This window comes from Rossellomorea oryzaecorticis, assembly GCF_038405515.1.
Taxonomy (GTDB): Bacteria; Bacillota; Bacilli; order Bacillales; family Bacillaceae_B; genus Rossellomorea; species Rossellomorea oryzaecorticis_A.
The window spans coordinates 1-25,168 of sequence record NZ_JBBYAF010000053.1 but is presented as its reverse complement, the minus strand read 5'-3'; the positions used below and the strand labels follow the sequence as shown (position 1 = coordinate 25,168).

Here is a 25,168-nt window from a genome sequence, read left to right as displayed (position 1 = left end):
GAAAATATCCCTCCCTAATTCCTGACATATTTATGTTTCTAGTGTACTTTTTTCGGTACAAATATGTCCAAAGGAATTAGGGGGTCGTAGAGAAAATAACAATTTTATTATCGAAATGATGATTGTCGCTTTTCTTTATTATCATTCACCCACGGATATTATCGAAATACCCGGCTTATGATCAAATTCGTCAAGATATGAACGAAAAACGGACCCGGCCATGAACGACACCCTGCAATACATTACCTATCTTAATCAACCAGATCCCCTGTATGATGTACCCGAATCCTATCCCATATCCCCTTCCAATTCTTCTGTCTGATCCGCTCTTCATAAATCGCAGCACGCTCTTTCGTTTCCATAAAATAAGCCGTTGGTTTTAACTCCAGATTCAGCACATCCTCTATCCCCCAAGGTGCGGTTAGAACCAGCTGACTTTCCTTGTCCAGCTTCACCCCAAGGGCCGTGGCCGTTTCAGGAAATTTGGAAATGGCATCTTCTGAAGAAGTGTAGGGTGGAATGTTATTAATGACATGCATCCTTGCTTCATTTTTAACAGACCAAGGGATGCAGGGCAATATGCTTCTCAACTTATCCTCCCATTCCTTTTCAACAGCCTCATCCAATCTTGTATCATCAAAAAAAATCACATCGACATCCGGAGTCTTCGTCCGCTCATCGAACCCGTGCAGCGTATCCCATATTTTCGACCGGACGAACCCTGCACATATCCACCAGTCCGGCAGATCCAATGTGCTCGCAGCCTCCAAAATCTCCATCATCTCATCATCGCGTCTAATTAACGCGAGTATATCTTCTTCCGTCTTCAACATGTTCACCAGATCCCCCTAATTTCACACGAACGTATATTCTCATTTTACCATAGCCGGACGAAATGGCAGCAGTCTCGATACAGAAAAAAGCTGCCTCCCACTTCCAAAAGTGAAGGCAGCTATATCTTAAAGGCACATCACATCTTCCTCCGCGCCCTCATCCGTCCAACAACCAAATACCCGCCGGCCATCACAAAAAAGATCACCAGCAAGCCCGCAAATCCATCTGTAAACCCGCTCCGCTCAATCGCATATCCGAACAGCGGAAAGCTGATCATGATTACGAAACTCTCCATCAACCCGATCAGCGAAAGGAACGTCGACCTGACGTTGCTTTCCAGGAATCGCTGCACAAATGAGCTGAAGATCGGTTCGAAAAGGCTCAACAGTTGCGCCAGGAACAGGAAGGACAACAGGATCGCCCAGTCAGTGGCAAAGATGAACAGGATGAAGAACAAGAGGAAAAGTCCCAATCCGTAATAAAGAATATTGAAAAACTTAAACCGTTCCTCCACCTTGTATGCAATCTTCGCCATCACGACACCTAGGAGTCCTTCAATCGTGAAAATGGCCCCGACCACAATCGAAGAATAACCCAATTGAATGAAGTATTCCTGACCGTAAAACACGATGATCACCATCACCGCGCTCGCCAGGATGAACAGCACGACCGGCTGGTGGATGACAGGGTTGTTTTTCCAGACCCTCACACCAAGTTTGAATTGATGGACCCACTGGTTATACCAGCGCCCGCCGATGTCTTCCGTCTTCTCACGTTCTGGTTCCTTCATGAACAGCAGCGGAATCACGGCAAGGACATGGGTGACGATCGTCGAGACGTATACCCATTCCCAGCTGACTTCGGCCATGAAGCCGCCGAGGAATTTAGCCAGACTGAGCGATAATAACGAAATGGCCGTCATGCTCCCGATGACCCTCGTATAGTCTTTTTCACGATTTTGATTTTTCAATGTATCATACGCAAATGCCTGCTCAGCCCCCGAATGGAAGGTGACCATCAGCCCCATCGACAGAAACGCGAGTGTGAACACGGTAAATGTTCCGCTGATCAGCATCAGCAGTGCATACAGGAGGCTGAACAGATTCCCGATCACCAGGCTGACCTTCCTCCCGTACAAATCGGCGATCATTCCGGTCGGTACCTCAAATAATACGATGGCAAGATGCAGCAAAGCCTCAAGCAGTCCGATCTCACCGAATGTCATGCCCTTATCGCCTAAATAAATGACCCACAACGCGCGGTCAAAAAATAACTGTGCAAAAAATAGATAAAAATATAGCAAATAGATATTGTTTTTTGTCTTAAACATCGATTGTCGTCCTCTCTTAAACAAAAAGTCAAAAAAAAGCCGCAGGGCATCATCCCCTGCGGCTTTCTCTATTTTCAGGAAATCATACATCGTTCATGAATATTCAGCTAAAAATGGACAGACCTGTCCCGTTGGCAGCCGAAAATCCAAAAATAGACATCATGAAAACAAGATATTTCTTCCTGGCCCTGATGTCCACAGTGAACGATTGCATGAGTTTCCCTCCTTTATGTTTAAGATTCTCTTTTATTATATAGAGGTTTCCAGTTATAGACAAGTGAATTTTAGGGCTCATACTCCATTCAGTCTCTTCTCGAAACCTGAACCCCATTCCGTACAAATTTAATCTCTTTAAAACTCCCCCAAAAGCCTTCTGCCTCAATTGAAAAAAATTGATCGGGGTTATCCCTGTTCCTGTAAAGCCGCTTCGTCTGCATCCCCATATTCAAAAAACCCGTCGAGGAATCATAATATCCATCTGCATTCCAATATGTACTGCTGGCTGAAGCCTCCCCGCCTTCGCTACTCAGCTTCAATGTATAGCACTGATCATCCATACAGTCGACTTCATAGGTATCCGTTAGCCACCGGACAAAATCAGCTTCATCTGGTTTATTGATGAAAATCACAACACTTCCAACAAGAATAAGAGCGATTGCAGATAACGCGGCAAGCCATTTTTTACTCATTTCATCCCCCCTCTGAACTAGTTTACCAACCTTATATACTTTCTTAAAGTAGTAGCCGGACGCCACTCATACCAAACGAAAAGAAGCTCAGGATCGGTTTCACAATAATAGAACCATCCTTTGCGCTTCCTGACTCTGCAAGTGCAACGCCTGTGTTATTGAAAAAGAATTTTCATAAAGTACAACGAACGTTGGGAGAAAAGCTTTTTTAATAGAATAACTCTATAAAACATACAAAAATAGCCCCAATAAATAAACGAGGAAGATTAGCTTAACAAGGATTTTCTAAAAAGATACCGAAATATACAATTATGAAACTCAATACTTGTCAAAGGATGTATGAATGAAATGTGAGAAGGGAGTTAATGTTAGTCAGATTATTTCTTGTCAATTAGCTTTGAAAGATTACACCAAATAGTGAGGAGATGGGTTGTATGCAAGGTGTAACCAATATGTTTATAGACCAACTCGACATGCACTTCCATGAGAATGATTGGTTTGCATCCATGGACCAGGCGCTTCATGGGTGCACCACTGCTGAGGCGGCATGGACAAGTTCGGGAAACAGTAATTCGGTTTGGCAGATTGTCAACCACTTGATATTTTGGAATGAAGACGTAATCCATCGAATTAAGGGCACAGAGAATCCCCTTAAGGCAGAAGACAATGAAGAAACCTTCGGAAATCCAGGGGACCCGGAAGACGAAATGGGGTGGGTCCAGACAGTGGAGCGCCTTAATGAAGTCATGAATACATTAAAAACGGTGATTGCAGACCTAGACGATGAAAAGTTAAAAGCTCCTTATGCAGCTGACAGGTACTCAATTGAGCGTTTACTCAGCCAGATCATGTTGCACGATACGTATCATCTCGGGCAAATTGTCCTGTTGCGGAAGCTGCAATCCTCATGGGGCGGCGTTGATTGGTGCTGAAGTTCCGTGCGTAATTGAATAAACGTCATAAAAAAACCGATCAGAGGCGTTGGCCACTGTCCGGTTTTTATGTAATTCGTTTGAGTGAACCGGGGGACCTGACTCCTCGTCCCGCACTTAGTGAATGTCCCTCTTCTTAAATCTCCCTCCGCGAACCTCATTGATGTCCGCCACGGCAAGGAAGGCTGCGGGATCCAATTCTTCGACGATCGACTTCAATTTGGCTTCTTCGAGACGTGTGACGATGCAAAAGATCACTTTCTTGTCGTCCCCGGAGTAGCCGCCTTCGCCCTTCAGATAGGTGACACCGCGACCCAGGCGCGCTAATATCGCATCCCCGATTTCTTGATCTTTATCACTGATGATCCATGCCGATTTCGATTCATCGAAACCATCGATCACAATGTCAATCGTTTTAAAGGCGATGACATACGCGAGGACCGAATACATGGCACGATCCCAGCCGAGTACAAAGCCGCCCCAGGTAAAAATAAAGACGTTGAACAGCATAATGAATTCCCCAACGGAGAATGGGAACTTTTTATTTAACAGGATGGCAAGTATTTCACTTCCATCAAGGGCACCACCGTACCGGATGACCAGTCCCACACCTGCACCGAGTACAATCCCGCCGAACACGGTGGCGAGCAGTACATCTTGAGTAAATGCCGCCACATGGTGAAGGTAATTCGTTGCCAGGGATAAAATGGTGATACCAACCAGGGTGGATATGGCAAACGTCTTTCCGATTTGTTTATAACCGAGAAAGAAGAACGGTATGTTCAGGAAAAAGATAAACGCTCCTATGCTGATGCCTGTCAGGTTATATAAAATGATCGAGATGCCGACAATCCCGCCGTCCATAATCATATTGGGAACAAGGAATACTTCAATCCCGAGCGCCATCATGACCGCTCCCAACAGGATAAAAAATCCGCGTTTTGCGATCTTCGCTTTTGTTAATTTAGGATGCTGCAGCCTTGATTTCACTTGCTGCTCTACTGTTTCATCAGTCAATTCGATTTCCCCCTCCCCCGACATGATTTCCTGTATAAATTATACCTTATTGGACACATTAGGCAAAGTCTCTGAACCTGGAGAGACATAGGGGCAATGCCTCCATTCCCTAAAAAAAGGGTTTCCACCCCTTCTCACAGAATCTATACTTCATAGACAAATAGAAAGGAGCACACCATGTATATCCCGCCGTATTTCAAGATCACAGACGAATCGATTGCCTATGGGATCATAAAAGAACACGGCTTCGCGACGCTCATATCCCAACAGAACGGACTGCCCTTGGCCACTCACTTGCCGTTGCTGCTTAACGAGGAGAAGACCTGTTTATACGGCCATTTTGCCCGGCCGAATCCACAGTGGAAGGAAATCGAAGGCAGGACCGCGCTTGCCATTTTCCACGGACCGCACTGCTACATCTCCCCCTCCTGGTACGAGACGGATCAAACCGTGCCCACCTGGAATTACGTGAGTGTTCATGTATACGGGGAAGTCGAGCTTGTGGACGATGAAGATGAAGTGATAGAATCGCTGAAAGACTTGGTGATGAAATACGAAGCGCCTGACAGCCCGTACAAATTAGAGGATGTGGATTCCAGTTACCTCGCCGGCATGAGCAAAGGGATCCAGGGCTTCAAGCTGAACATCACTAAAATCGAAGGAAAAGCGAAATTAAGTCAGAATCATTCAGCTCACCGGAAAGAACGGGTCATCCAGGCGCTGGAACGATTACCGCATGAGAATGAGCAGGAAATCGCACGGTTGATGAAGCGTAATCAGCGGTAAGGGGCCATGACGGATTCCATAAAAATGGGGTCTGTCCCCAATACGGGACAGACCCTCTACAAAAAGATGCTGCACTGAAAAGTTAACTTTCTTGAACTTCCTTCGGTTTGGATTTCATCCATCCTACAACCCCGATCATGATCAGCACCGACCAGAAGATCCCTTTCCACACCGGGCCCTTTGCAAATTCGTATGCTATGACCCCGACGGCCGGATGAGCGAGCGTGTAGACGGCAAGCTTGACGCCGACCCAGCCGACAATGACGAAGGCAGCCGACTCAAGTCCGGGACGTTTCTCCAAGAGGCCGACAAACGCAGACGCCGCAAAACGCATGATAACTAGGCCGATGATTCCTCCAAGGAGAATGACGATGAAATGTCCGCCATCGAGTCCGCCGATTGCCGGAAGATTGGTCTCAGGCAATGTGACCGCCAAGGCAACAGCTGCCAGGATTGCATCCACCGCAAACGCGATATCCGCTGCTTCGACTTTGACCACCGTCCACCAGAACCCCGACGACTTTGGCTCTTTCTTTTCTTTATGACGTTCCATTGATTTTTTCAACACGTGCTTTTTCAATAAGTGATAGATGGCGATCCCCAACAGATACATGGCTCCGATTGCCTGCACCTGCCAAATGTCCACCAGATACGAGATCATGAACAACGAACCGAACCGGAACACAAAAGCCCCCGCCAGCCCATAAAACAACGCCTTCTTCCGTTTGTCCTCCGGTAAATGCCGGACCATCGTGGCAATGACCAGCGCATTATCCGCCGCCAGAATCCCTTCCAAAGCAATCAAAATCATCAAAACCCAGCCGTACTCAAGTAATAGAGACCATTCCAACGGTCATCCCTCATTTCTCATTTTTTGATAGGCATTCACAACTGACAGCGATACATCGACATGGTGCATCACGAGTCCTACATCTCCTTGCCACTCCTTTTTCCCATAGAAAAAGACCTCTACCGGTTGGTAAAGGTCTCTGGTCTGCATCTATACGCAAGAGATCCTTTACCTAACAAGGCAAAGGTCTCGCAAGCAACATGTTCGTTGCCAAGTGAGCCGGAGATGGGAACCCCATCACGAAATGACGGCATACTTGAAAGCTACTCCCCTTTGGAGTCTTTCCTATTCACGTTTTTCCACCACAATGGTGGCTGTAAGTTAAATATAGCAGGTGGCCGAATATATCGTCAAGTAGGTGTTTTTATTATTTTTTGGCGGGAGAAGTTGGCGGAGAAACATCCATGTCATGATGAAAATAGTCCGCCTCTTCCGCACAAAAAAAGCTGCCTTTCGGCTGGAACTCCAACCCGAAAAGCAGCCTCCTTATCATTTCTTTTCAATAAACGGTCCATAATCTCTTCGCTTATGCTGCACGCCAATCCACTTGACTGTCGTGAACTCCTCAAGTGCCCATTCACCGTTGAATCGGCCGAGTCCAGAGTCCTTTTCACCGCCGAACGGCATATGCGGTTCATCATTGACCGGTTCATCATTTACGTGAATCATTCCGGTCTGGACGCGGTGTGCGATGGCAGTTCCTCTTTCAATGGAAGATGAATGAACTGCCCCGCTCAGCCCGTACGGATGTTCATTGGCCAGCCGTACCGCTTCATCATCGTCCTCGAATGCGATGATGGCAGCTACAGGCCCGAATATTTCATTTTTGGCAATCGGCATGCCGTTGGTTACTCCCGTCATCACCGTCGGAGAAAGTTGGTTGCCATTTGCATCTCCGCCTAGGATCACTTCGGCACCCTGCTCTTTACTGTCTTCGATATCTTTCAGGATTCGCTCGGCTTGATCTTCATCAATCAATGGCCCGATATGGGTTGTTTTTTCAGCAGGATTGCCGGTATTAAGTTCTTTCACCCTCGATACAAAGGCATCAACGAATTTGTCATGTATGTCTTTGTGCACCATGATCCGGTTGATCGACATGCAGATCTGACCTTGATGATAGAACTTGCCGAACAGGGCAGACTCTACTGCCTGGTCGATATCGGCATCGTCGAGCACGATGAATACGTTGTTGCCGCCTAATTCGAGAGCGGTTTTCTTTAAATTTTTACCTGCGAGTTCGCCGATCCTGCGTCCGACTTCGGTTGATCCCGTGAAGGAAATCAAGCGCGGAATCGGATGGGTGACGATGTCATCCCCGATTTCTGAACCGCGTCCGGCCACGACGTTCAATAATCCCTTCGGAAGACCGGCTTCTTCAAAAATGCTCGCGAATAATAATCCCCCTGTAACCGGTGTATGGGTCGCCGGCTTGACCACGACTCCGTTACCCGTGGCAAGGGCTGTCGCAATTGAACGCACCGCCAGATGGAACGGGAAATTCCATGGACTGATGATGCCGACGACGCCGAGCGGTTCCCGGTAGACCCGGTTTTCTTTCCCGGGTACTTGTGAAGGGAGGATCTTGCCTTCCATCCGGTAAGGATAGGTGGCCGCTTCCTTCATGCTGAGGATGGAGACCTTTACCTCGCCGGCCGCCTTCATGTACGTGCTTCCTGACTCCTTGATGAGCCAGTCGATAATCATCTCCTGGTTTTCCTCGACGATGCGGACGGCTTTTTCCATCACATCCCGTTTCACTTGCGGGAGCTCGTTCGCCCATTCCTGCTGTGCTTTCTGTGCGGATTGATAGGCATGGTCCAGATCGTCTTTACTGGCCGCTTGAATTGTGACCAGGTCGGATTGATCATAAGGGTTGCGGTTGGTTATCGTTCTGTCGCTGCTCCCTTTCACCCATTCTCCATTGATGAATAATTTTGTAAAGTCCGTGTTCATGTCAGACACCTCCTACATTCCCTGCTGTGTCGGACGCACAATGATTTCATTCACATCGACATGCTCCGGCTGCTCGACAGCATAAGAAATCGACTTGGCAATGTTTTCACTATCCAAAGGCTTCATTTCCTGCTTTTTAAAGGCCTCTAATACATCATCGTCCGTGATGGTTTCCGTCAGTTCCGTTGCCACGGCACCCGGGCTGATGATGGTCGTGCGGATATTGTGCGATGCGTTCATTTCCTGCCGCAGTCCCTCAGTGATCGCTCTGACCGCGTATTTCGTTCCGCTGTATACGGAGCTTCCAGGCATCACTTTATGACCCGCAACAGAAGAGATATTGATGATATGTCCGGATTTCTGCTCTTCCATATACGGAAGCACGGCAGCTATCCCATAAAGGACGCCCTTGATATTCACATCCACCATCTGATCCCATTCTTTGATCTTTCGTTTATTGATCATGGAAAGCGGCATCAAACCTGCATTGTTAACCAGGATATCAATCCGTCCACATTCTTCCTTCGTCTTTTTCGCCAACTGCTCCATTTCCTCAACATTGGTTACATCCGTGACCTGATAAAAGGCCTTCCCTCCATTTTGTTCAATGTCTTCTTGTAATTCTTTCAATCGTTCTTCCCTTCTCGCTGCAAGCATGACCGTGATTCCTTTCGACGCCAATTCCTTCGCCGTCGCTTGACCGATCCCGCTGCTTGCACCTGTAATGATTGCTGTTTTAGTTGTAGTCATGTATGTTTCCTCCTGTTTTCGTGTGAGATTTAGTTTACTGTTCGTTTCTACATATCTTGTTTTCACGAAAAGTCGATGGGTTAAACAAGAGGTGGAGAGTTTGGGAGTTTGATGGCCTGGAGATAGGGGCGGTGTTATTAAGAGAAGAATGCGGAGTTATATCAAAAATAGCAGGCTGATTCCCTTGAGAATTAGACCTGCTATTTTTGGTAGTGCCTAATGGATTGGGGAGGTACCCCATCTGCTCTACACAAAGCGGGACATGGGGGTACGGGCACCATTTTTAAAATTGAGCTGACGGGACCTGGATAAGCCATAGCCGAAGCCTGTAAAAGATTAATTAGTCTTTTTTAAGCTGACTAGACTAGTAGGTGGTATAAGGTGCTGGCTATTTTATGAAGGTGGCTCTACGATCAGTGGGACCCGCATACTTTCTATAATTGTACCAACGAACTAGTCCCCCGCCTCAGCCACAAAACTTAACTATGTATGCCATGAACTTCCAACAGGACCGGAACATACCGAAATCGTTGCAGTTTTCCTTTCAAAGCGAGTCATTTCCATACTGGATTGAAGAATTCTCACCGGGATTCAGGTTAAAAACTGTTTTTCCTTTTTTAAAAAAGCTCTTGTTCAAATAAAAAAAGGTTGTACCGAGATTTATGATCCTGATTCCGGATTTATGATCCCCTATCCGAATTTATGATCCTATATAGAAATTTACGATCCTGAATTCAAAAATACGATCCTAAATCACAATATATGATCTTCTATTCGAAGCTCCCTTCGGCATTAGATATCCCATTTAAAAAACGGGCCACCGGACCTGTCCCCATAGCCCATTGCCTTCCCCATAATAGCCCCCTTTAATATTCACTCCACCACCCTCGGCCCCACCACATGAAGCACAATATCTGCCATGAAATGAGCAATTATCGCAAATTCAAGTCCCATGAAGACAAACAGCGCACCAAACACTAGTCCCCCGATCCCATTGATCACGAGCATACTGAGTATGACTCCGATCGTCATCTCTACATTGGCCGCTGCCACACTGTAATGCATCACCCCGAAGACAAGGGATGAGATGATGATCGCCGTCCAGATCTTCGGTTTCGTCACCGCCCCATTTGTGAATTTCAGGAACAGCCAAAGGATCAGCGTGACGAGAAAGAGCCGGAAGATCGACTCTTCATTCACGGCCGCCCCGAATGACCCCAACGTGCCAAGCCACCAGGCCGGTTCATTCAATGATGAATTGTCCACACCGAGCGGTTTTGAGACGATCAGGCTGAACATGCTGATGGCCACACCAGCCAGAATCCCGTACAGGGCAGAATGAATCCCCTTCATCCTAAAAGAACGAAGCGGCTTGCTTTTGTTGAAAAATACCTCGATGACAGGAGCACCCAGCTTTACTTTTTTAGCGAGCCACAACCCGATAAACAACAGGATGCCCGCTTCCAATAAAACTTGCACCATGTAAAATAGGGTAAAGGACATCTTGCTCAGCCCCATGACTTCATGAAGGTTTTCCCTAGCAATTGCGTAAGGGGCGATCGCCAATGCCCCCAGCATGTTTAGAAAAAGAAGGGTGAAATACACCTTCCAGTTGATCAAAGCCGGCCGTTTGCTTTCTGCAGCTGCGGCAGTGAACCGTTCTTCCTCCAATTCTTCGCTTCCTTCATAACCCTCAGCCCTCTCCTTCAGGTCACTGATGAGCGCTTCTGGATTATCCATATAGATCAAGGCCTTCACAACCACTTTTTTCTGGCTGAAATAGCCGCGTGCGTAAATCGGTTCCTTAAAGACGATTTCATATTTCAGCTCATCGGTCATCCCGAAGATCCGGGTCAACACCCTCGGAAGTGCGGTGACGTGGAAGACATTCTTTTCATGGATCATGCCGCCGTGTGAATGATAATGAGTTTTTGCAGGCTGGATGGTTTCGACATCCCTAATGTGGAAACGCAGCGACCTTCTCGCCCCGATGTTCATCAGGACATGGTTCCCTTTTAGCTGGATGGGGAAGTTTCTAACGAGGTTATAATCGCCGAGCATGTAGAGGATCGTGTAGACATGAAGCACAACCAGGATGTTTGCACGGAGAGGATCCACTTCTTTCAGATAGATATGAAAGACAATGCCCTCGATCACCTGTTCATGAAGGAGCGCGATGAATAGCCAGAAATAGTTTGACCCTTTGTGGTAGGCGTAGGAGCGGACTTTAGGATCTTCCTTCTTTTTCATCTTCCACCCCAACAATGCATGAGAGAAAATCACCCATTCTTTCTTCAAAATGGTGACGAACGGGTTCGTTTCCATGTCCCTCCGTCTGTATTTTACAAACAGGATGACGGCACCGGCTTCCGCCAGCGTAATTAAAATGATGATGGATATGATCATCTGCGTGTCCATCTTACTCCCCCTTTGGCTGATCGTACGAAATGTCTTATGTAACTTTCTTCCTATTTATAATGTACGTTTTTCCTTACGACAGATATAGGGATATTTCCTTTTTTTAGAAAAATAGACATAAAATTATGTCCATCCTGTTAAAATATGTATTTTCCATTGACTATGGTTTGAACTATCAAGTTTATGCCACAATTCGTGATGGAAACCCGCAGTTGAACAATGGCTTGATTCCAGTTACTTTTTAAGAATTCACGGCTTCCTGGCAGCAGTTTCACCCACTAATTAATATTGTAAAAGATAAATTTGTCTTTTTTTACTAAAAAATATGGGGTTACGATGAGTTTCTGCTAAAAACGGAGTTCAGAAGACTAATAGAGTTCATTTTTCCTGGATAAGATCCGGTTAAAAGTAAGCTGGGGGCCGGATATGATCCATTTTCGGAATTTATGATCCATTCGACAAAAATACGATCCTCTTTGGGAATTTATGATCCGTTTTACAAAAATACAATCCTAAATCGAATTTTATGATCTTCTGATAATCATTCTAAACTGGCCAGCATCCCAATCACATCCGGCAAGCGGGACACTGGGCCTGTCCCCACATCCCGGCAGAAAATGGACCACGGCACCTGTCCCCTCGGTCCGCCTCCCCTTGCCCGGACACCGGACTTGTCCCCATGTCCCGCCCCAACACAAAAAAGCAGCCCCCAAAAAAAGGACTGCCCTCCCTACCAAATTCAACTCAAAACAAACGTACCAATCGAATGCCCCGTAAGCTCAATCTTCATCGCTTCCTCGCCGCATCCAATCGAAACTTCTTCACTCTCCTCACCAGCATTCATCACAACCACCGCAACCCGGCCGTCCGGATTCTCAAACGCAGTGGCCGTAACCCGGTCACTAGAAACGCTGCTCCAGATCCTGCGCGCACCAGGCTTGATGAACTTGCTGAAATGTCCAATATAGTAGAACGAACTATTATAATGTACCTCATCGTTCACCGTATCCACGATCACCGGCGCATCGCAGTAGTTGCCGACGTGGTTCGGACCGCCTTCTTCGTTCAATACAATGTTCCAGTCGATCCACGCTTCGAGATGATTGTTAAGGTCACCGATGATATTGCGGGCGTACCTCTCGCCTGTGTGCCAGGCGCCAACCTGCACGCCGCCTTCGATGCATCCCTCCGTGAAAATCAGATGCTTATCCGGAAACGCATCGTGAACCTTCGAAAGATTCTCAAATTCCTCAGACACATACCAGTGGTTGCCGGTTCCCCACACATACTTTGCCGCTTCTGGATCAGACAGCACCGCACTCGCTCGTTCAAAAATGACGTCGCGGTTATGATCCCAGATGATGACCTTCACATCGCCGTGCCCATTCCGCTCGAGGGACGGACCTAAATGGTTCTTGATAAAATCGCGTTCTTCTTCACCCGTATACAGGCACGAGTCCCAGACCTGCTTCGCTTCAGGTTCGTTCTGGATCGTGATGCCCCAGATCGCGACGCCTTCTTTTTCCATGGCGTCGATGTACTTCGAATAGTACTCCGCCCAAACCGGTTCATACTCGGCCAGCAGCTTGCCGCCATTGTTCATCTCACCGTTTGATTTCATCCACGGCGGCGGGCTCCAAGGGGACGCCACGATTAACAGTTCCCTGCCCGCAGCCTTCACCGCATCATGAATCAACGGCAGAACAAGCTTCCTTTCTCGTTCAACCGAGAAGCTACCTAAAGACGTGTCCCCTTCTTCCACATACGCGTAATTTCCCAGCGAGAAGTCACAGCTGTTAATATGAGTGCGTCCGAGACGGTAGCCAAGCCCCTCAACAGGATCGAAGTAACGCTTGATCACTTCGGCCCTTTTCTCCGGACTCACCAGTGACAAACTGTAAGCCGCTGCTTCCGTAAACGCGCCGCCGAACCCTATCATCTCCTGAAATTTCATCCCGGGATCAAGTTCGATGTGGGTGCCTGCAGCCGCTGCCCCTTTCGAAAAGGAAACCGGCTCCTTTTTAGAAAGCCGGTCTCCTGTTTCTTTGGCAGTAAGGATTACTTCTGCGCTGGTGAATCTCATTGAGCAACCTCCGCTTGAAGATTATGGCTCTTTTTGTGATCCCGGATGATTTCCGCATAACGGTAGGCGCTGTCTTTCCAGATCCGCTCCTGTGTGTCAAAGTCGACATACAAGATCCCGAAACGTTTGTCGTAGCCGAAGCTCCATTCGAAGTTGTCCATCAGCGACCACAGATAGTAACCCGCGATGTTCATGCCTTCTTCGTTCAGGTCGGAAACCGCTTGAAGATGCTTTTCAACATAGTCAGTACGTTCCTTGTCATGAACTCGGCCGTTTTCAACGACATCATCGTATGCCGCACCGTTTTCCGTGATGATGATCGGAAGCTGCGTATATTCTGCTCTCAGGCGGCGGATGAGATCCTTGAATTCATTCGGCGCGATGTCCCAGCCCATGCCGGTTTTTTCATAATCAGAGTAGGCACCTCTGTGTAAAAAGTCAGTCGCAGCACTGAACTCAACGATTCCGCGGCTGTAATAGTTGATGCCGAAGAAGTCGCACTCGACCGAAATGGCCTCCATGTCACCTTCCTTGATGAAATCGTAAGAATGGACGTATTTCGAGAACAGATTCATCATGTCTTTCGGATACTCACCTTTAAATACCGGGTCCAGGAACCAGCGGTTGGAGTAGCCGTCCGCATTGTTCGCAGCGAGCGCATCATTGGCAGAATCGGTCTTAGCGTACACCGGTGACAGGTTCAGCGTGATGCCGATTTCCGTCTCCGATGCGAATTCTTTTTTCAGCATTTCGACGGCTTTACCGTGCGACACGAGCATATGGTGAACGGCTTTCACCGCTTCGTCCATATTCGTGTGACCCGGTGCATGGACGCCCTGGTGGTATCCGAGGAACCCGGCACACCATGGTTCATTGTGCGTGATCCAGGAATCAACGACAGCATCGAGCTCCGTGAAGCAAACTCGGGCGTAATCAAGGAACCATTCCACAGACTCACGGTTCACCCAGCCGCCTTCTTCATGGGCCCACATTGGCAGATCCCAGTGATAAAGTGTCACTGCAGGCTTGATGCCTTCTTCGGTGAGGCGTGCTGCCAATTTTTTATAAAAATCCATGCCTTCCTGATTGTACTTCCCTTTCTCAGGAAAAATCCGCGGCCAAGCGATTGAGAAGCGGTATGTATCCACACCTAGCCTCTTGATGTGCTGGACGTCTTCCTCGAAACGGTGGTAGTGGTCGCAGGCAACGTCTCCGTTATGCTGCTTATAGACTCTGCCCGGGATGTCACAGAACATATCCCAGATCGACGGGGTCCTGCCGCCTTCCGCTGCCGCCCCTTCGATTTGATAGGAGGATGTTGCGGTTCCGAACGTAAACTGTTTATCGAATTTCATTGTGTTTTCTCCCCTTTAGCTGTTTATGGCGGAAAAACGGGGGCGGTTCGGCTGCGTCGGCAGCATCGTAACACGTCCCCATCTTCTCTTTATTCTTTGACTGATCCTGCTGAAATGCTGTTGACGATATATTTAGATAAGAACAGGAAGGCGATCATGATCGGCACGACCGATATCGCGATCCCCAAGTACATGCTTCCAAGATTCTGTGCCACCTGTGATCCTTTCAGGAATCCCATCAGGACAGGCAATGTGTATTTCTCCGGCGAGAACAGGATGACGAGCGGCATGATGTAGTTGTTCCATGACCCGATGAAGGTGAAGATCGACATCGTGGCAACGGCCGGCATCATGATCGGGATCGCTACCGTATGGAAAATCTTGAACTCGCTCGCCCCGTCGATGCGGGCCGCTTCGATCAGACTCGGATGAAGCGTTGTCTGGATATACTGTCTCAGGAAGAACACGACGAACGGGCTGGCGATCGTCGGCACGATCAGCGGGATATACGTATCCAGGATTCCGAGATTCTTGCTCAGTTCATAGAATCCGATCAATCCGAGCTGACCCGGCACCATCATCATGACAAGCATGAAGACGAACAGGAAGTTCTTCCCCTTGAAAGTGTAAAAAGCGAAACCGTACGCGGTCAGCGCCGAGAAATATCCCGACAGGACCGTCACGAGCACGGAGATGATCAGGCTGTTCTTAAACCCGGTCCAGATGTTGACGTATTCCATCATCGTCCAGTAGTTTTCCATGAGGGCAGTGCCCGGGATCAGTGTGAACCCTGAAAGAATCGCTTCATTCGATCTCGTCGCGTTGACGAGCATCATCAAAAACGGGATGAAGCAGATGATCGCCATCAATGTCAGCACGATGTAAATGATGCTTTTGATGATCTTGCTCTTATTTTTTTCCTTGGTTTCTTGAGGAAGGACACCCGGATTCGGATCCTTTACTTCCTCCTCGAACTGCACTTCTTTTTCAACGGCTGTTTTTCCCAGCATCTCTTTACACCTGCCTTGCTTGTTTGCGTTCTTTTCCGTACATTCCCTTGAACACGATCGCCGAGAAGATCAGGGTGATGACGAACAATCCATAGGCGACGGCCGAAGCATATCCGTAATTGTTATACTTGAATGCCTGGTTGTATAAGTAGAGCACCATCGTATTCAGCGATCCATCCGGTGACCCGATTCCATCCGTGATGAGCATCGGCAGGTCGAACAATTGAAGACCGCCGATCAGGGACGTGATCATGATGTACAGGAGAATCGGTTTTAATAACGGAAGTGTGATCTTTGTAAACGTCTGAAAGCGGTTGGCCCCGTCGATGAGTGCCGCTTCATAGTAATCTTTCGAAATGCCGGATACACCCGCCATCACGACGATGAAGGAGTGGCCGAACCACATCCATGTCAGGATCAGCGAGACGGACAGCTGTGCAGTGGTAGGCTCGTTCAGCCAGTTTATCGGTTCTGATATAAGACCAATTTTTAAAAGAATCATATTTAATGAGCCATGCTGCCAATCTAGTAAAATACCGAACAGCAAGGCGACCGAGCTGATGGTGATCAAATTTGGCAGATAGAAAATCGATCTGAAGAAGGCGAGTCCCCTCAGCTTCATTCTCATATCAGAAAAGATCAATGCCAGAATAAGTGCCAGTCCGATCTGCAGGATAAAGTTGATTCCCCAGATCTTCCACGTGTTAAAAAAGGCTTCGACAAAATAAGTATCCGTGAATAATCGTTTATAGTTGGCAAGGCCGACGACTTCCGCCACACCGCTGCCTGTATAGTTCGTAAAGCTGTAATAGAATGTAAGTGCCACGGGATAAATACTGAAGATCAAGAAGATGATCCAGAACGGTGCAATGAAGAAATATCCGTATTTATTCACATTTTTCATTCCCCTAGCCCCCTTCGTGATTTAAGATTTGGCAAGCGGCAAGGTAACCCCCGCCGCTTGCCATCAAATAGAAATTAGTTCTTCGGTACCTTCAAGTCAGGGTACGCATTCTGTGCTTTTTGATAGAATTCCTTGATGGCATCCTTCTTCGACTTCTTGCCGTCTACATATTGCTGTACGGCATTTCCGTAGAACGTATCAAGCTGCTGATCATACTTCGTCACGATGCCAGGCTCGATTTCTTTTGCCTGCTCCAGGAAGAATTCATAGTTGTTTTGTCCGCCAAGGAATTCACTGCTGAAATCATCCTTGATTGCATTTGTTACAGGGTTGTAAGCAAGGACATCGCCCGTTTCCTTCGCCCACTCTGTCAGGAATTCGTCATCCTGCGTCATCATTTTTACAAAGTCGTAAGCAAGTTCCTTGTTTTCAGACTTGTTGTAAACCCCTAACCATGTTCCGCCCCAGAAATACGGGCTTGGTCCACTCGTTACGGCCCAGTCGCCTGCTGATTCTTTTACATTCGTCTTCAAGACGCTGTGAAGTCCCCATGTCGGAAGGACATATGAGAATACTTGAGTTTCTTTCTCTTTCCCGTCTTGTTTCACCTTGATCGGCTTATCCATGCCTTCGAACCATGATGGAGACCATTCGGCAGCAAGCGCAGTATAACTGTTCTCGCGAAGTGTCTTAGCATGATCCAGGAACTCGATTTTTTCATCTGTCAGTTGTAATTCGTTCTTGTCATTTACCCACGGCTGCGGATTCTCTCCTTGCGCAAACCAGCGGATCGCTCCTTCATCCGGGAACATGCTGTAGCCTTTTTCCTTCATCTTCTCAGCAACTTCGAACACACCATCCATGGAGCCCATCATCTTGCCGACTTCCGCTGGATCATCTGTGCCAAGTACTTCTTTCGCAATGCTTCTCTTATAGAAAACTCCTCCAGGCGTAGTCTGCCATGAAAGTGCTCTTACATTTCCATCTTCGTCTTTTCCTAAATCAAATACGTAAGGAACATATTTATCTTTGATTTCATCTGCGTTGTAAGGATCCTCTGAAAGATTCTCCCAATATCCTGCATCCACCCATTGTTTAAGGAATGCAATTTCGCCAGTGAACACATCCGGTGCGCCGACACCGCTTTCAAGAACAGGCTTCAGTTTCGTCGGATAATCAGCGATTGGAACGATTGTCAGTTCCACCTTGATCCCATTCTTCTCTTCAAATTTCGTAATCGGTTTCTTTAATTCATCCGTGAATGACCAAACCTTCAAATCAACATCCTTGTCTTTGTCTTTGCTGCCTGCTGATTCAGAACCCCCGGAACAACCTGCGAGCACTCCTGCAAGCAGGACCGCCGTCATAAATAATGCTAGAAACTTTTTCATGTTTATCCCCCTTTTTCCTTTGTGAGTATATGTGGGCGAAATCGGTTTCGGTATTTGTAAAAAAAAATTCATGGATGCCGCTGTTGATTTCCCTGCAAGACGTAGAAGTCTTACACGGAAATCAACAGCTGGAATATGTTTCCGAAACCGGTTTCGAAATCACCTAAAAAATTTTACCGTGCCTGGAGTCCAGGCACTAGTTTATCGATGTACAGGACTCCCTGACGATGAGCTCCACCGGGATGATCTCCGTGGTCTTCATCTTTTTCTTCTCGTTCATCTGATTGATCAGCAGCTGTCCGGCACTTGCCCCGATCAGGTCTGTATCCTGCTTGACCGTCGTCAGTTTCGGTGACACGTACGCAGCCATGTCAATGTCATCGTAGCCGATGATTGAGATATCTTCAGGAATTCTTAATCCTTTTGCCTTGATGGCTTCCATCGCGCCAATCGCCATATGGTCACCGGATACGAACACCGCAGTCGGCATTTCTTTTAAATCAAGAAGCTTGTTCATGGCTATCCTTCCTTCTTCGATGGAGAAGAATCCGCCATTCACCACGTATTCATCGCGGATCGGCAGGTTCACTTCCTTCATGCCCTTCTCGAACCCCTTGATACGCTGGGCACCTGCATCGATGTCTGGATCCCCCGAAATATGAGCGATTTTCGTATGACCCAAAGAATGAAGATAATTCACTGCAAGCCTGCCGCCCTCGATATTGTCCGAATAGACGACACTGCAATTCTGCTTCGTCATGTCGATCACCACGATCGGCACATGACTGTTGACCATCTCCTGCACCTGAGGGTCATGGGGATCGGAGCAAATGACCACAATCCCGTCAACGGCACGGTAGAGGAAATGTTCGAGATAACTCGTATCCCGCTTGCGCAGATTCCGTGAAGCAAAAATCAAATCATAGCCTTCACGCTCCACAAATTTGCGGAAACTCTCAATGATCGCATTGAAGAAAGGATGCTTCATCCCCACCTCATTATCCTCGGCGAACATCACGCCGATCGTCCACGACTTCTTCGTCGACAACGACTGAGCGTGTGCGTTCGGCAGATAGCCCATCTCGGCTGCCGCCTCAATGATTTTCTTCTTTGTCTTCTCACTCACATCAGTATAATTATTAAGAGCTTTAGAGACCGTGGTACTTGAAAAACCGGTCTTCTTCGCCAAATCATAGATTGTAACCATCGTTGTCTCCTCTTTATCGAAAGCGCTTTCGTTGTTTTTTATTATAGCCCAGCTTTTTTATGGAATCAATAGAGTTTTTAGAAAATTATCAAACTTTTTTTGTCACATATGACCGGTTCGTTGTATCGCTTGCTTTGCGGCTGCTAGAAAAGGGCAAGCCGCGGACGGGGGAAGCTGCCCTGGTTCAGATTGTACTTTTGGCCGGTTCATGGGGACAGGTCCTCCGGTTCGTTTTCTGCGCGGACTCGGGCGGCGGGACGCGGGGACAGGTCCGTTGTCCCGCTTATTTTGCGCTATCCGGATTATCCCCCGTTGCAAATTAGAATGATTCTAAGTGGCGCAAAAAATCGAAATCTGGCTTGAATATCAGGAATCTGGGTCGTATTTTTAAAAAGTGGCTCGTTACTATCTGAAAAGTGGATTGAAAAATAAAGAAAGTAGCTTGATTCCAGCCACTGAACGTGATTTCCCAGCTTCCAGCAAGCAATTTCTTCTCCTAATTAAGCTTGTAAAAGATAAATTTGTCTTTTTTTAGCTAATAATAGAGATTTCCAAACAAATAGGCTCAACTTCCCGGCAGAGTGAGAAATTCCGACCCCACAAATCAAGGAACATCAATCCTCTCTTTAAGAATCATATCTTCCTCTGTTACATGATGAATCCTAACCAGTTCATAGTACTTTACTTCACCATCATTCGTAGCACCGTCAACCGTCGCCGTCACGACTACTTTCCCTCTTCTTTCCCTTAACCTGACATCCGTGGTTGTATATTCATCGTGAGCATCTTCACTTTTATAATAAATGTACGTGTACTCACCTTCCCGGAAGATTTGAAAGCCGAGCGATGATTCATTTTCCCCGATAGACTTCCGGATTGTTTCAGGAGCTTCCTCTTTGGTCAGTTCTTCATGCTCAATGGGAGTACCGCGATTGAGCATGAAAAACAGCACTGACACGATACTCAATGCAATGACGATCAGCATCATTTTTTTCATGGAAAACACCCCACTTTCAAGTCATATTTCCTTGTTAAAAACCAGGACCCAACATCTTCTGCTTCACACGATCATCAGGATCTTCACCAAAATCAAAACTTGTCTCGATCTCCCAATACTTCGTGACCACATTCCCCATCGGCATCACAAACGCCAGCTCCCTCTTCTCGGCTCCATTTTTGAAAATCAGTACACCATGCGGCAGATAATCATATCGAAATCCATTCTGGGGATGATAGCTCCTGGGACTCGTATTAACCTTATCTATTATCTTACGAATCAGGTCTTGATCGTCTATGACATAGACAATCTGTCCATCCTTTGAAATAGACAATTCAGTATAGTCGTCCTCAATAATAGGGTAGTGACAGAACCAATACACCGTAATGCCAATCAGGCAGGCAAGCGGAAGGATGGTGATGGGTATCCATTTCTTGATCCTCAAAGTGGGGGCCTCCATTCTATAGGGGTTTTTTAGGAAAGAGATGAGAGTATGTATAGTTATATTTTACTATATTTTAGATATTCGTAGTTATGTTCTGTTACCAATCTATTTTAAAACCAAAATGTAATATTGTGGTAATATATAAGGAGAATTTCACTCGAAGGTTTTGCTGCATACTTTGGAAATGTGGAAAGGAGGCAAAGAAGATGAAAAGTTATTATGCTATTTTCTTTTGTCTGGCCATCACACTGCATAATGTAGAAGAAGCCCTATGGCTCCCTCAATGGTCTCAGATTAGCTCATCCATCCAAAAGCCTGTCACAACAAACGAATTTCATTTTGCTGTACTCATCATAACAGCCATTGCGTACCTTATTTCTTTTCTTTTTGTCGCTTTCCCAAAAACACCTCTACTAAAGCGGGCGTTTATTGGATTCTTAGGTTCAATGATGATAAATGCCATTTTCCCACATTTAATTGCTTCGATTATGACAAAAATGTACGCACCAGGGCTTGCTACAGGAGTACTCTTAATCATACCCGTCAATACCGTCATCCTTTACCGGTTACATACGTTAAACCTTATTACCATAAAGGAAATCCTCATTTCAACAGTTGTAGTGGGAATACTGTTATTGGCAATGATCCCTGCATTATTTACTCTGGGAGATACTCTCATCATCTATTAAAAACTACCGGGGCCAGCCCCAATTCACTAAAGGACGGTCTACCATGCAAAAACATACACTCGCCAAGTTCAAATACTATTCCATCCTCCCCGAAGAATCAGTCAATCGTCATAAAACAGTGATCATCTATCACGGCTGGGGCGGGACGGCTGAAGGATACAAAGATATAGCAGAGGAATTATCAAAAGAAGGTTATCAAGTCATCATCCCTGAGATCGTCTTTCACGATACAAGACAGCCGTTAGACAATCATTTCGACAGGGAGACGACCCAGCAATGTTTTTGGAGAACGATCTTTGAGAGCATCGATGAGTTTAATGATTTTGTTACAGAACTGGTCATACAAAAAGAGGAGATCGTGGTCGCGGGAAGTTCCATGGGAGGATTCATCGCCAATGGAATCTTCGCCCGTGAAACCTCCGTTTCAGGGCTGGCCAATATAAATGGATCCGGCTCGTTTCTTTTGTCCGAAAAGCTGTTTAGAGAGAAGGACGGCCGGGGAGAGATCCCGCTTGAAGAAGTGAAGAAACTAAAGCAGTACGATCCAGTAACAAGAGTGACCGCTACTTCACCAGTCCTGCTGATTCACGGAGACGCAGATGAAATCATATCGATTGAGGGTCAGAAAGACTATTATCGGCACCTGACGGAAAGCGAAAAAAGAAAAAAGGTGGAATTCAAGATTCATAAGGATGTGAATCACGTCTTTACTGCGGAGATGGCCGGGGATTTGATTGGGTGGCTGAAAAAAACATTTTAGGATTGCCCAGGAGGTAAACTTGAGCTTCCTTAATGGAATAATATGAAACTTATTAATTAGATTTACGTCAAATTCTTAAAGGGGGATATTGATGAATAAGTTTCTTTTAGTCCTGACTTTAGTTTTTCTGACTGGTTGTGCCGGCGAGAAATGGGAGGAAAGCAGTATATTTGAATCAGGAAGCTATAAAATGATTGGGGTCGAAGAAAAATTAGGATTTATTTATGATAATTCTGAAGTGACGCGATTCTATCCTGATAAAGCAAACAAGTACATGTGGCATTTATGGGGGAATCCAGAAAAGTTAAAAGGTAATTTGAAGGTCAAGGCTACTCATAGTAAGTCCGGTGAAGAGATTACCGTTATTAAAAGTTTACCGCTGGGAGGATCCCACAACGGGGCTGATGCCCACACACCATCAAAGATGTCTTTACCTAAAAGTGGTATGTGGAAATTAGATGCTTATGTTGATGATCGGCTGCACGGTTCGGTTTATGTAAAGGTATACGAGCCATAAATTTTCCGCCCCCACTAAAGTTTATTCCATCCTTGATCCTTTAAGTAAAGTGAGCTTAACGGAATATATTTTAGAAAAAGCTCAGAACAGCCACTGAGCTTTTTTATGTGGTTATATTGATGTTTTTTTCTCAAGTAATGAACAGCTTTAATCATTCGTCGTCTGTGCTTTCAAACGAAACCCGTTAGTTTTTTCCCCATTTTTCATTGGACCAACAAGATTCACTTATGCCCAGAACCTTCCCCACTACTCAACCTCTTCTAAATTAAGCAGCCTCATATGCACTTCTTCAACATTCCCATTCTGATAGCCCGATCCATTTACCACACGTTCAGGTAAGCGACCCTCCCCATTTTCATCAAGCGGGATCCATCCAAAGCTTACATGAGGCTGAATGTTAAAATCATTAAAGAAAGAGGACCCTTCCCCTGAATCCCCATCATCCAGCGCTTCCATCACCGCAGTCCAATCATCCGGCAGCTTCATCACACCATATGGATGCTCCTGAAGAAGTACTTCCGTTTTCATCTGGATACTTGGATCGTAACGATGCTTAGTCCCTGAAATGGAATAGTAACGGTCCCTCATAAAAAAGTAACTCAACGTATGAATACTGTCTTCTGCAGGGTTAATATTCCAAATGATGCGGTAACTCGACGGATCATCGGGATCGATCTTCCAAATCTTCGGTTCCCCTGCCGTCCGTACTGTACCGAGCTTCCATTTGTGATGCTTCCAAATCCAATTGCTGACACTATAAGTCCCTTCTTTTGACTTAAAAGGGGCTACGGCATGCTTGTCATCGACCAAAATTACCTCCTGGATCTCCCCGGCAGCAGCTTTAGGCAGCAGCTCATTGATTTCCTTCATCATCTGATCTTCATCCGGAAGAGGCGCAGGCTTTGAAAAATAAAACCAGTAGATGGCCAGAGCCCCGGCTATCAAAATGGAGGTACTCATCAATATCGCTTTCTTTTTCACCTTCACCTTGCTGCCCCCTCCTTTAAGATCGATTCACTGAATCTATAATAATATTGATTATGTGAGGTAGAGACAAGTATGCCCTTCCCGTCCACTTCCACATACATGACCGGATCCGCCCCGCTCCCCCACTTGGACGAAACGCCAACCATCTGATAGGGAAAGCGTTCATTCCTATTCCGGTAGCCATCCGAACTGTGATGCATCTGTTCATACCATACATCACTTTCCACTTTTTCCTGCTTCATAGATGATAGCTGATCTACTAATCTATCTTTATCAAGAATCATCCCTTCTTTTCCAGAAGGGTGAATGTCGACAATCGAAGCATTCCCGGCATCTGCTATGTAAGTTGATGCGTTGCTTTCTGGATACACCACCGGATAAAGGAGAATCGAGACCATCGCAGCCGCCAGAAAAATGAAGTTCCCCGCAAACCCCAGCCATGCAAACGACCGATAATTGTCCCACCTGTCTTCCTTCCCCCTCAAGATTCCATATAATATCCACACACCAAGCGGTAAAATAGGGATCTTCAGCAGATTTCCTGCCAACTCCCAATGAATCGAGAATGAAATCAGCCCTGCCATGATGACAACGGCAATCTTCCATACTTTCGGCTTTACTTGCTGTCTTTTATACAGCCTAATAGCTGCCAGTCCGATGAGCACCCATGCCAGCGCGTCCACGCCAAACGATACAGCATCCGTCGAATAATTGAAATTGAACATACTCCCCTTTTCCTTTCTCTATAAAACTAAGACCCTCTTCCATTATAATCCTTTATTTTAACATTAAGTACCAAATGTAAAAAGGCCCGTCCCTCGCTTCGGTAAAACTTTACCGCAGCGAGGGACGGGCCTTCTTCAGGCAAATACCGCAGAGGAGCTCCCCCTCCGGATGGATCTAAGCCACGGGACCAGAGGGACAGGTCCCGTGGTTCACCCGGCATCTTATAGAATAAATTTGTCTTTTTTAACTAAAAAAATTGAAGTAAGGGTGAAGATAAAGCGTAAAACAGATTTAATAAGACTAATAGAGTTCGTTTTTCCTGGTTAAGATCTGGTTGAAACTGAACTGGAGGCCGGATATGATCCGTTTTCGGAATTTATGATCCATTCTCCAAAAATACGATCCATTTTCGAAATTTATGATCCTTTTTTCAAAAATACCGGTTTAACCCCCTAAGTTTGGACACATACTTCACTATTCTTAGGGTTACTTAGTTTTTCATATTTTCTACCGCGCTTTCGCTTGCTGGCCTCAA

General features: G+C 46.4%; 25 protein-coding genes. 6 read left to right on the top strand and 19 right to left on the bottom strand.

The annotated features are described in order from the left end of the window. Positions 1–251 precede the first annotated feature (251 nt). The 3 genes from AAEO50_RS19205 to AAEO50_RS19195 all read right to left on the bottom strand — a co-directional run bounded on the left by AAEO50_RS19205 (position 252) and on the right by AAEO50_RS19195 (position 2,853). Entirely contained in the window at positions 252–833 is a 582-nt protein-coding gene (locus AAEO50_RS19205) for a nucleotidyltransferase family protein (protein ID WP_341985970.1), read from the bottom strand. A gap of 137 nt (positions 834–970) precedes the next feature. Continuing rightward, positions 971–2,164, bottom strand: coding sequence for an MFS transporter (locus AAEO50_RS19200; protein ID WP_341985968.1), 1,194 nt, complete (start codon positions 2,162–2,164; stop codon positions 971–973). Between the two features lie 302 nt (positions 2,165–2,466). After that, positions 2,467–2,853 carry a hypothetical protein gene (locus AAEO50_RS19195; RefSeq protein ID WP_341985967.1) on the bottom strand — a complete coding sequence of 129 codons (387 nt, stop codon included), beginning with the start codon at positions 2,851–2,853 and terminating at the stop codon, positions 2,467–2,469. A gap of 434 nt (positions 2,854–3,287) precedes the next feature. Between AAEO50_RS19195 and AAEO50_RS19190 the strand changes: the two genes are divergently transcribed. After that, positions 3,288–3,785, top strand: coding sequence for a DinB family protein (locus tag AAEO50_RS19190; protein WP_341985966.1), 498 nt, complete (start codon positions 3,288–3,290; stop codon positions 3,783–3,785). A 117-nt stretch (positions 3,786–3,902) separates the two neighbouring features. Here AAEO50_RS19190 and AAEO50_RS19185 read toward each other — a convergent pair whose 3' ends face one another. Next, entirely contained in the window at positions 3,903–4,775 is an 873-nt protein-coding gene (locus AAEO50_RS19185; RefSeq protein WP_425383232.1) for a YitT family protein, read from the bottom strand. A gap of 204 nt (positions 4,776–4,979) precedes the next feature. On the opposite strand from AAEO50_RS19185, the gene AAEO50_RS19180 reads away from it, so the two are divergent. Next, a complete protein-coding gene (locus AAEO50_RS19180; protein ID WP_341985964.1) occupies positions 4,980–5,588 on the top strand; it encodes an FMN-binding negative transcriptional regulator in 609 nt (202 codons plus the stop codon). 82 nt (positions 5,589–5,670) lie between these two features. Here the strand turns inward: AAEO50_RS19180 and AAEO50_RS19175 are convergent, their stop codons facing one another. The 11 genes from AAEO50_RS19175 to AAEO50_RS19125 all read right to left on the bottom strand — a co-directional run bounded on the left by AAEO50_RS19175 (position 5,671) and on the right by AAEO50_RS19125 (position 19,512). Further along, the gene (locus AAEO50_RS19175) at positions 5,671–6,438 is read right to left on the bottom strand and encodes a TerC family protein (RefSeq protein ID WP_341985963.1); all 768 of its coding nucleotides are present in this window, start codon (positions 6,436–6,438) and stop codon (positions 5,671–5,673) included. A 3-nt stretch (positions 6,439–6,441) separates the two neighbouring features. Continuing rightward, positions 6,442–6,588, bottom strand: a complete 147-nt coding sequence (locus AAEO50_RS19170) for a hypothetical protein (RefSeq protein WP_341985962.1) — start codon at positions 6,586–6,588, stop codon at positions 6,442–6,444. Positions 6,589–6,927: 339 nt separating this feature from the next. Continuing rightward, positions 6,928–8,394 carry an aldehyde dehydrogenase family protein gene (locus AAEO50_RS19165; protein WP_341985961.1) on the bottom strand — a complete coding sequence of 489 codons (1,467 nt, stop codon included), beginning with the start codon at positions 8,392–8,394 and terminating at the stop codon, positions 6,928–6,930. A 12-nt stretch (positions 8,395–8,406) separates the two neighbouring features. Beyond that, a complete protein-coding gene (locus tag AAEO50_RS19160; protein WP_341985960.1) occupies positions 8,407–9,144 on the bottom strand; it encodes an SDR family oxidoreductase in 738 nt (245 codons plus the stop codon). Positions 9,145–10,017: 873 nt separating this feature from the next. Further along, on the bottom strand, positions 10,018–11,562 hold the full coding sequence (locus tag AAEO50_RS19155) for a CPBP family intramembrane glutamic endopeptidase (RefSeq protein WP_341985958.1): 1,545 nt from the start codon (positions 11,560–11,562) through the stop codon (positions 10,018–10,020). Positions 11,563–12,301: 739 nt separating this feature from the next. After that, positions 12,302–13,645 (bottom strand): glycoside hydrolase family 30 protein, encoded by a 1,344-nt coding sequence (locus AAEO50_RS19150; RefSeq protein WP_341985957.1) that lies wholly within the window; start codon positions 13,643–13,645, stop codon positions 12,302–12,304. After that, a complete protein-coding gene (locus AAEO50_RS19145) occupies positions 13,642–15,000 on the bottom strand; it encodes a GH1 family beta-glucosidase (RefSeq protein ID WP_341985956.1) in 1,359 nt (452 codons plus the stop codon). Before AAEO50_RS19145 ends, AAEO50_RS19150 begins: the two co-directional genes overlap by 4 nt. 89 nt (positions 15,001–15,089) lie before the next feature. After that, positions 15,090–15,866 carry a carbohydrate ABC transporter permease gene (locus AAEO50_RS19140; RefSeq protein WP_341985969.1) on the bottom strand — a complete coding sequence of 259 codons (777 nt, stop codon included), beginning with the start codon at positions 15,864–15,866 and terminating at the stop codon, positions 15,090–15,092. 148 nt (positions 15,867–16,014) lie between these two features. Beyond that, positions 16,015–16,914, bottom strand: coding sequence for a sugar ABC transporter permease (locus AAEO50_RS19135; RefSeq protein ID WP_341985955.1), 900 nt, complete (start codon positions 16,912–16,914; stop codon positions 16,015–16,017). A gap of 74 nt (positions 16,915–16,988) precedes the next feature. Then, entirely contained in the window at positions 16,989–18,305 is a 1,317-nt protein-coding gene (locus AAEO50_RS19130) for an ABC transporter substrate-binding protein (protein WP_341985954.1), read from the bottom strand. A 196-nt stretch (positions 18,306–18,501) separates the two neighbouring features. Further along, positions 18,502–19,512, bottom strand: a complete 1,011-nt coding sequence (locus tag AAEO50_RS19125; protein ID WP_341985953.1) for a LacI family DNA-binding transcriptional regulator — start codon at positions 19,510–19,512, stop codon at positions 18,502–18,504. 59 nt (positions 19,513–19,571) lie between these two features. Between AAEO50_RS19125 and AAEO50_RS19120 the strand changes: the two genes are divergently transcribed. Further along, entirely contained in the window at positions 19,572–19,835 is a 264-nt protein-coding gene (locus AAEO50_RS19120; protein WP_341985952.1) for a hypothetical protein, read from the top strand. Between the two features lie 281 nt (positions 19,836–20,116). Here the strand turns inward: AAEO50_RS19120 and AAEO50_RS19115 are convergent, their stop codons facing one another. After that, positions 20,117–20,509 carry a hypothetical protein gene (locus tag AAEO50_RS19115; RefSeq protein ID WP_341985951.1) on the bottom strand — a complete coding sequence of 131 codons (393 nt, stop codon included), beginning with the start codon at positions 20,507–20,509 and terminating at the stop codon, positions 20,117–20,119. Positions 20,510–20,543: 34 nt separating this feature from the next. Then, positions 20,544–20,954 (bottom strand): hypothetical protein, encoded by a 411-nt coding sequence (locus tag AAEO50_RS19110; RefSeq protein WP_341985950.1) that lies wholly within the window; start codon positions 20,952–20,954, stop codon positions 20,544–20,546. Between the two features lie 206 nt (positions 20,955–21,160). Here AAEO50_RS19110 and AAEO50_RS19105 point away from each other — a divergent pair, with 206 nt between their 5' ends. The 3 genes from AAEO50_RS19105 to AAEO50_RS19095 all read left to right on the top strand — a co-directional run bounded on the left by AAEO50_RS19105 (position 21,161) and on the right by AAEO50_RS19095 (position 22,920). Beyond that, complete coding sequence (locus tag AAEO50_RS19105; protein WP_341985949.1) at positions 21,161–21,643, top strand: HXXEE domain-containing protein; 483 nt, start codon at positions 21,161–21,163, stop codon at positions 21,641–21,643. Between the two features lie 43 nt (positions 21,644–21,686). Continuing rightward, positions 21,687–22,403 carry an alpha/beta fold hydrolase gene (locus AAEO50_RS19100; protein WP_341985948.1) on the top strand — a complete coding sequence of 239 codons (717 nt, stop codon included), beginning with the start codon at positions 21,687–21,689 and terminating at the stop codon, positions 22,401–22,403. A 91-nt stretch (positions 22,404–22,494) separates the two neighbouring features. Then, the gene (locus AAEO50_RS19095; RefSeq protein ID WP_341985947.1) at positions 22,495–22,920 is read left to right on the top strand and encodes a hypothetical protein; all 426 of its coding nucleotides are present in this window, start codon (positions 22,495–22,497) and stop codon (positions 22,918–22,920) included. Between the two features lie 246 nt (positions 22,921–23,166). Here AAEO50_RS19095 and AAEO50_RS19090 read toward each other — a convergent pair whose 3' ends face one another. Beyond that, positions 23,167–23,907 carry a hypothetical protein gene (locus AAEO50_RS19090; RefSeq protein ID WP_341985945.1) on the bottom strand — a complete coding sequence of 247 codons (741 nt, stop codon included), beginning with the start codon at positions 23,905–23,907 and terminating at the stop codon, positions 23,167–23,169. Next, positions 23,904–24,632, bottom strand: a complete 729-nt coding sequence (locus tag AAEO50_RS19085) for a hypothetical protein (RefSeq protein WP_341985944.1) — start codon at positions 24,630–24,632, stop codon at positions 23,904–23,906. The genes AAEO50_RS19090 and AAEO50_RS19085 overlap by 4 nt, the downstream gene beginning before the upstream one ends. Positions 24,633–25,168: the final 536 nt, after the last annotated feature.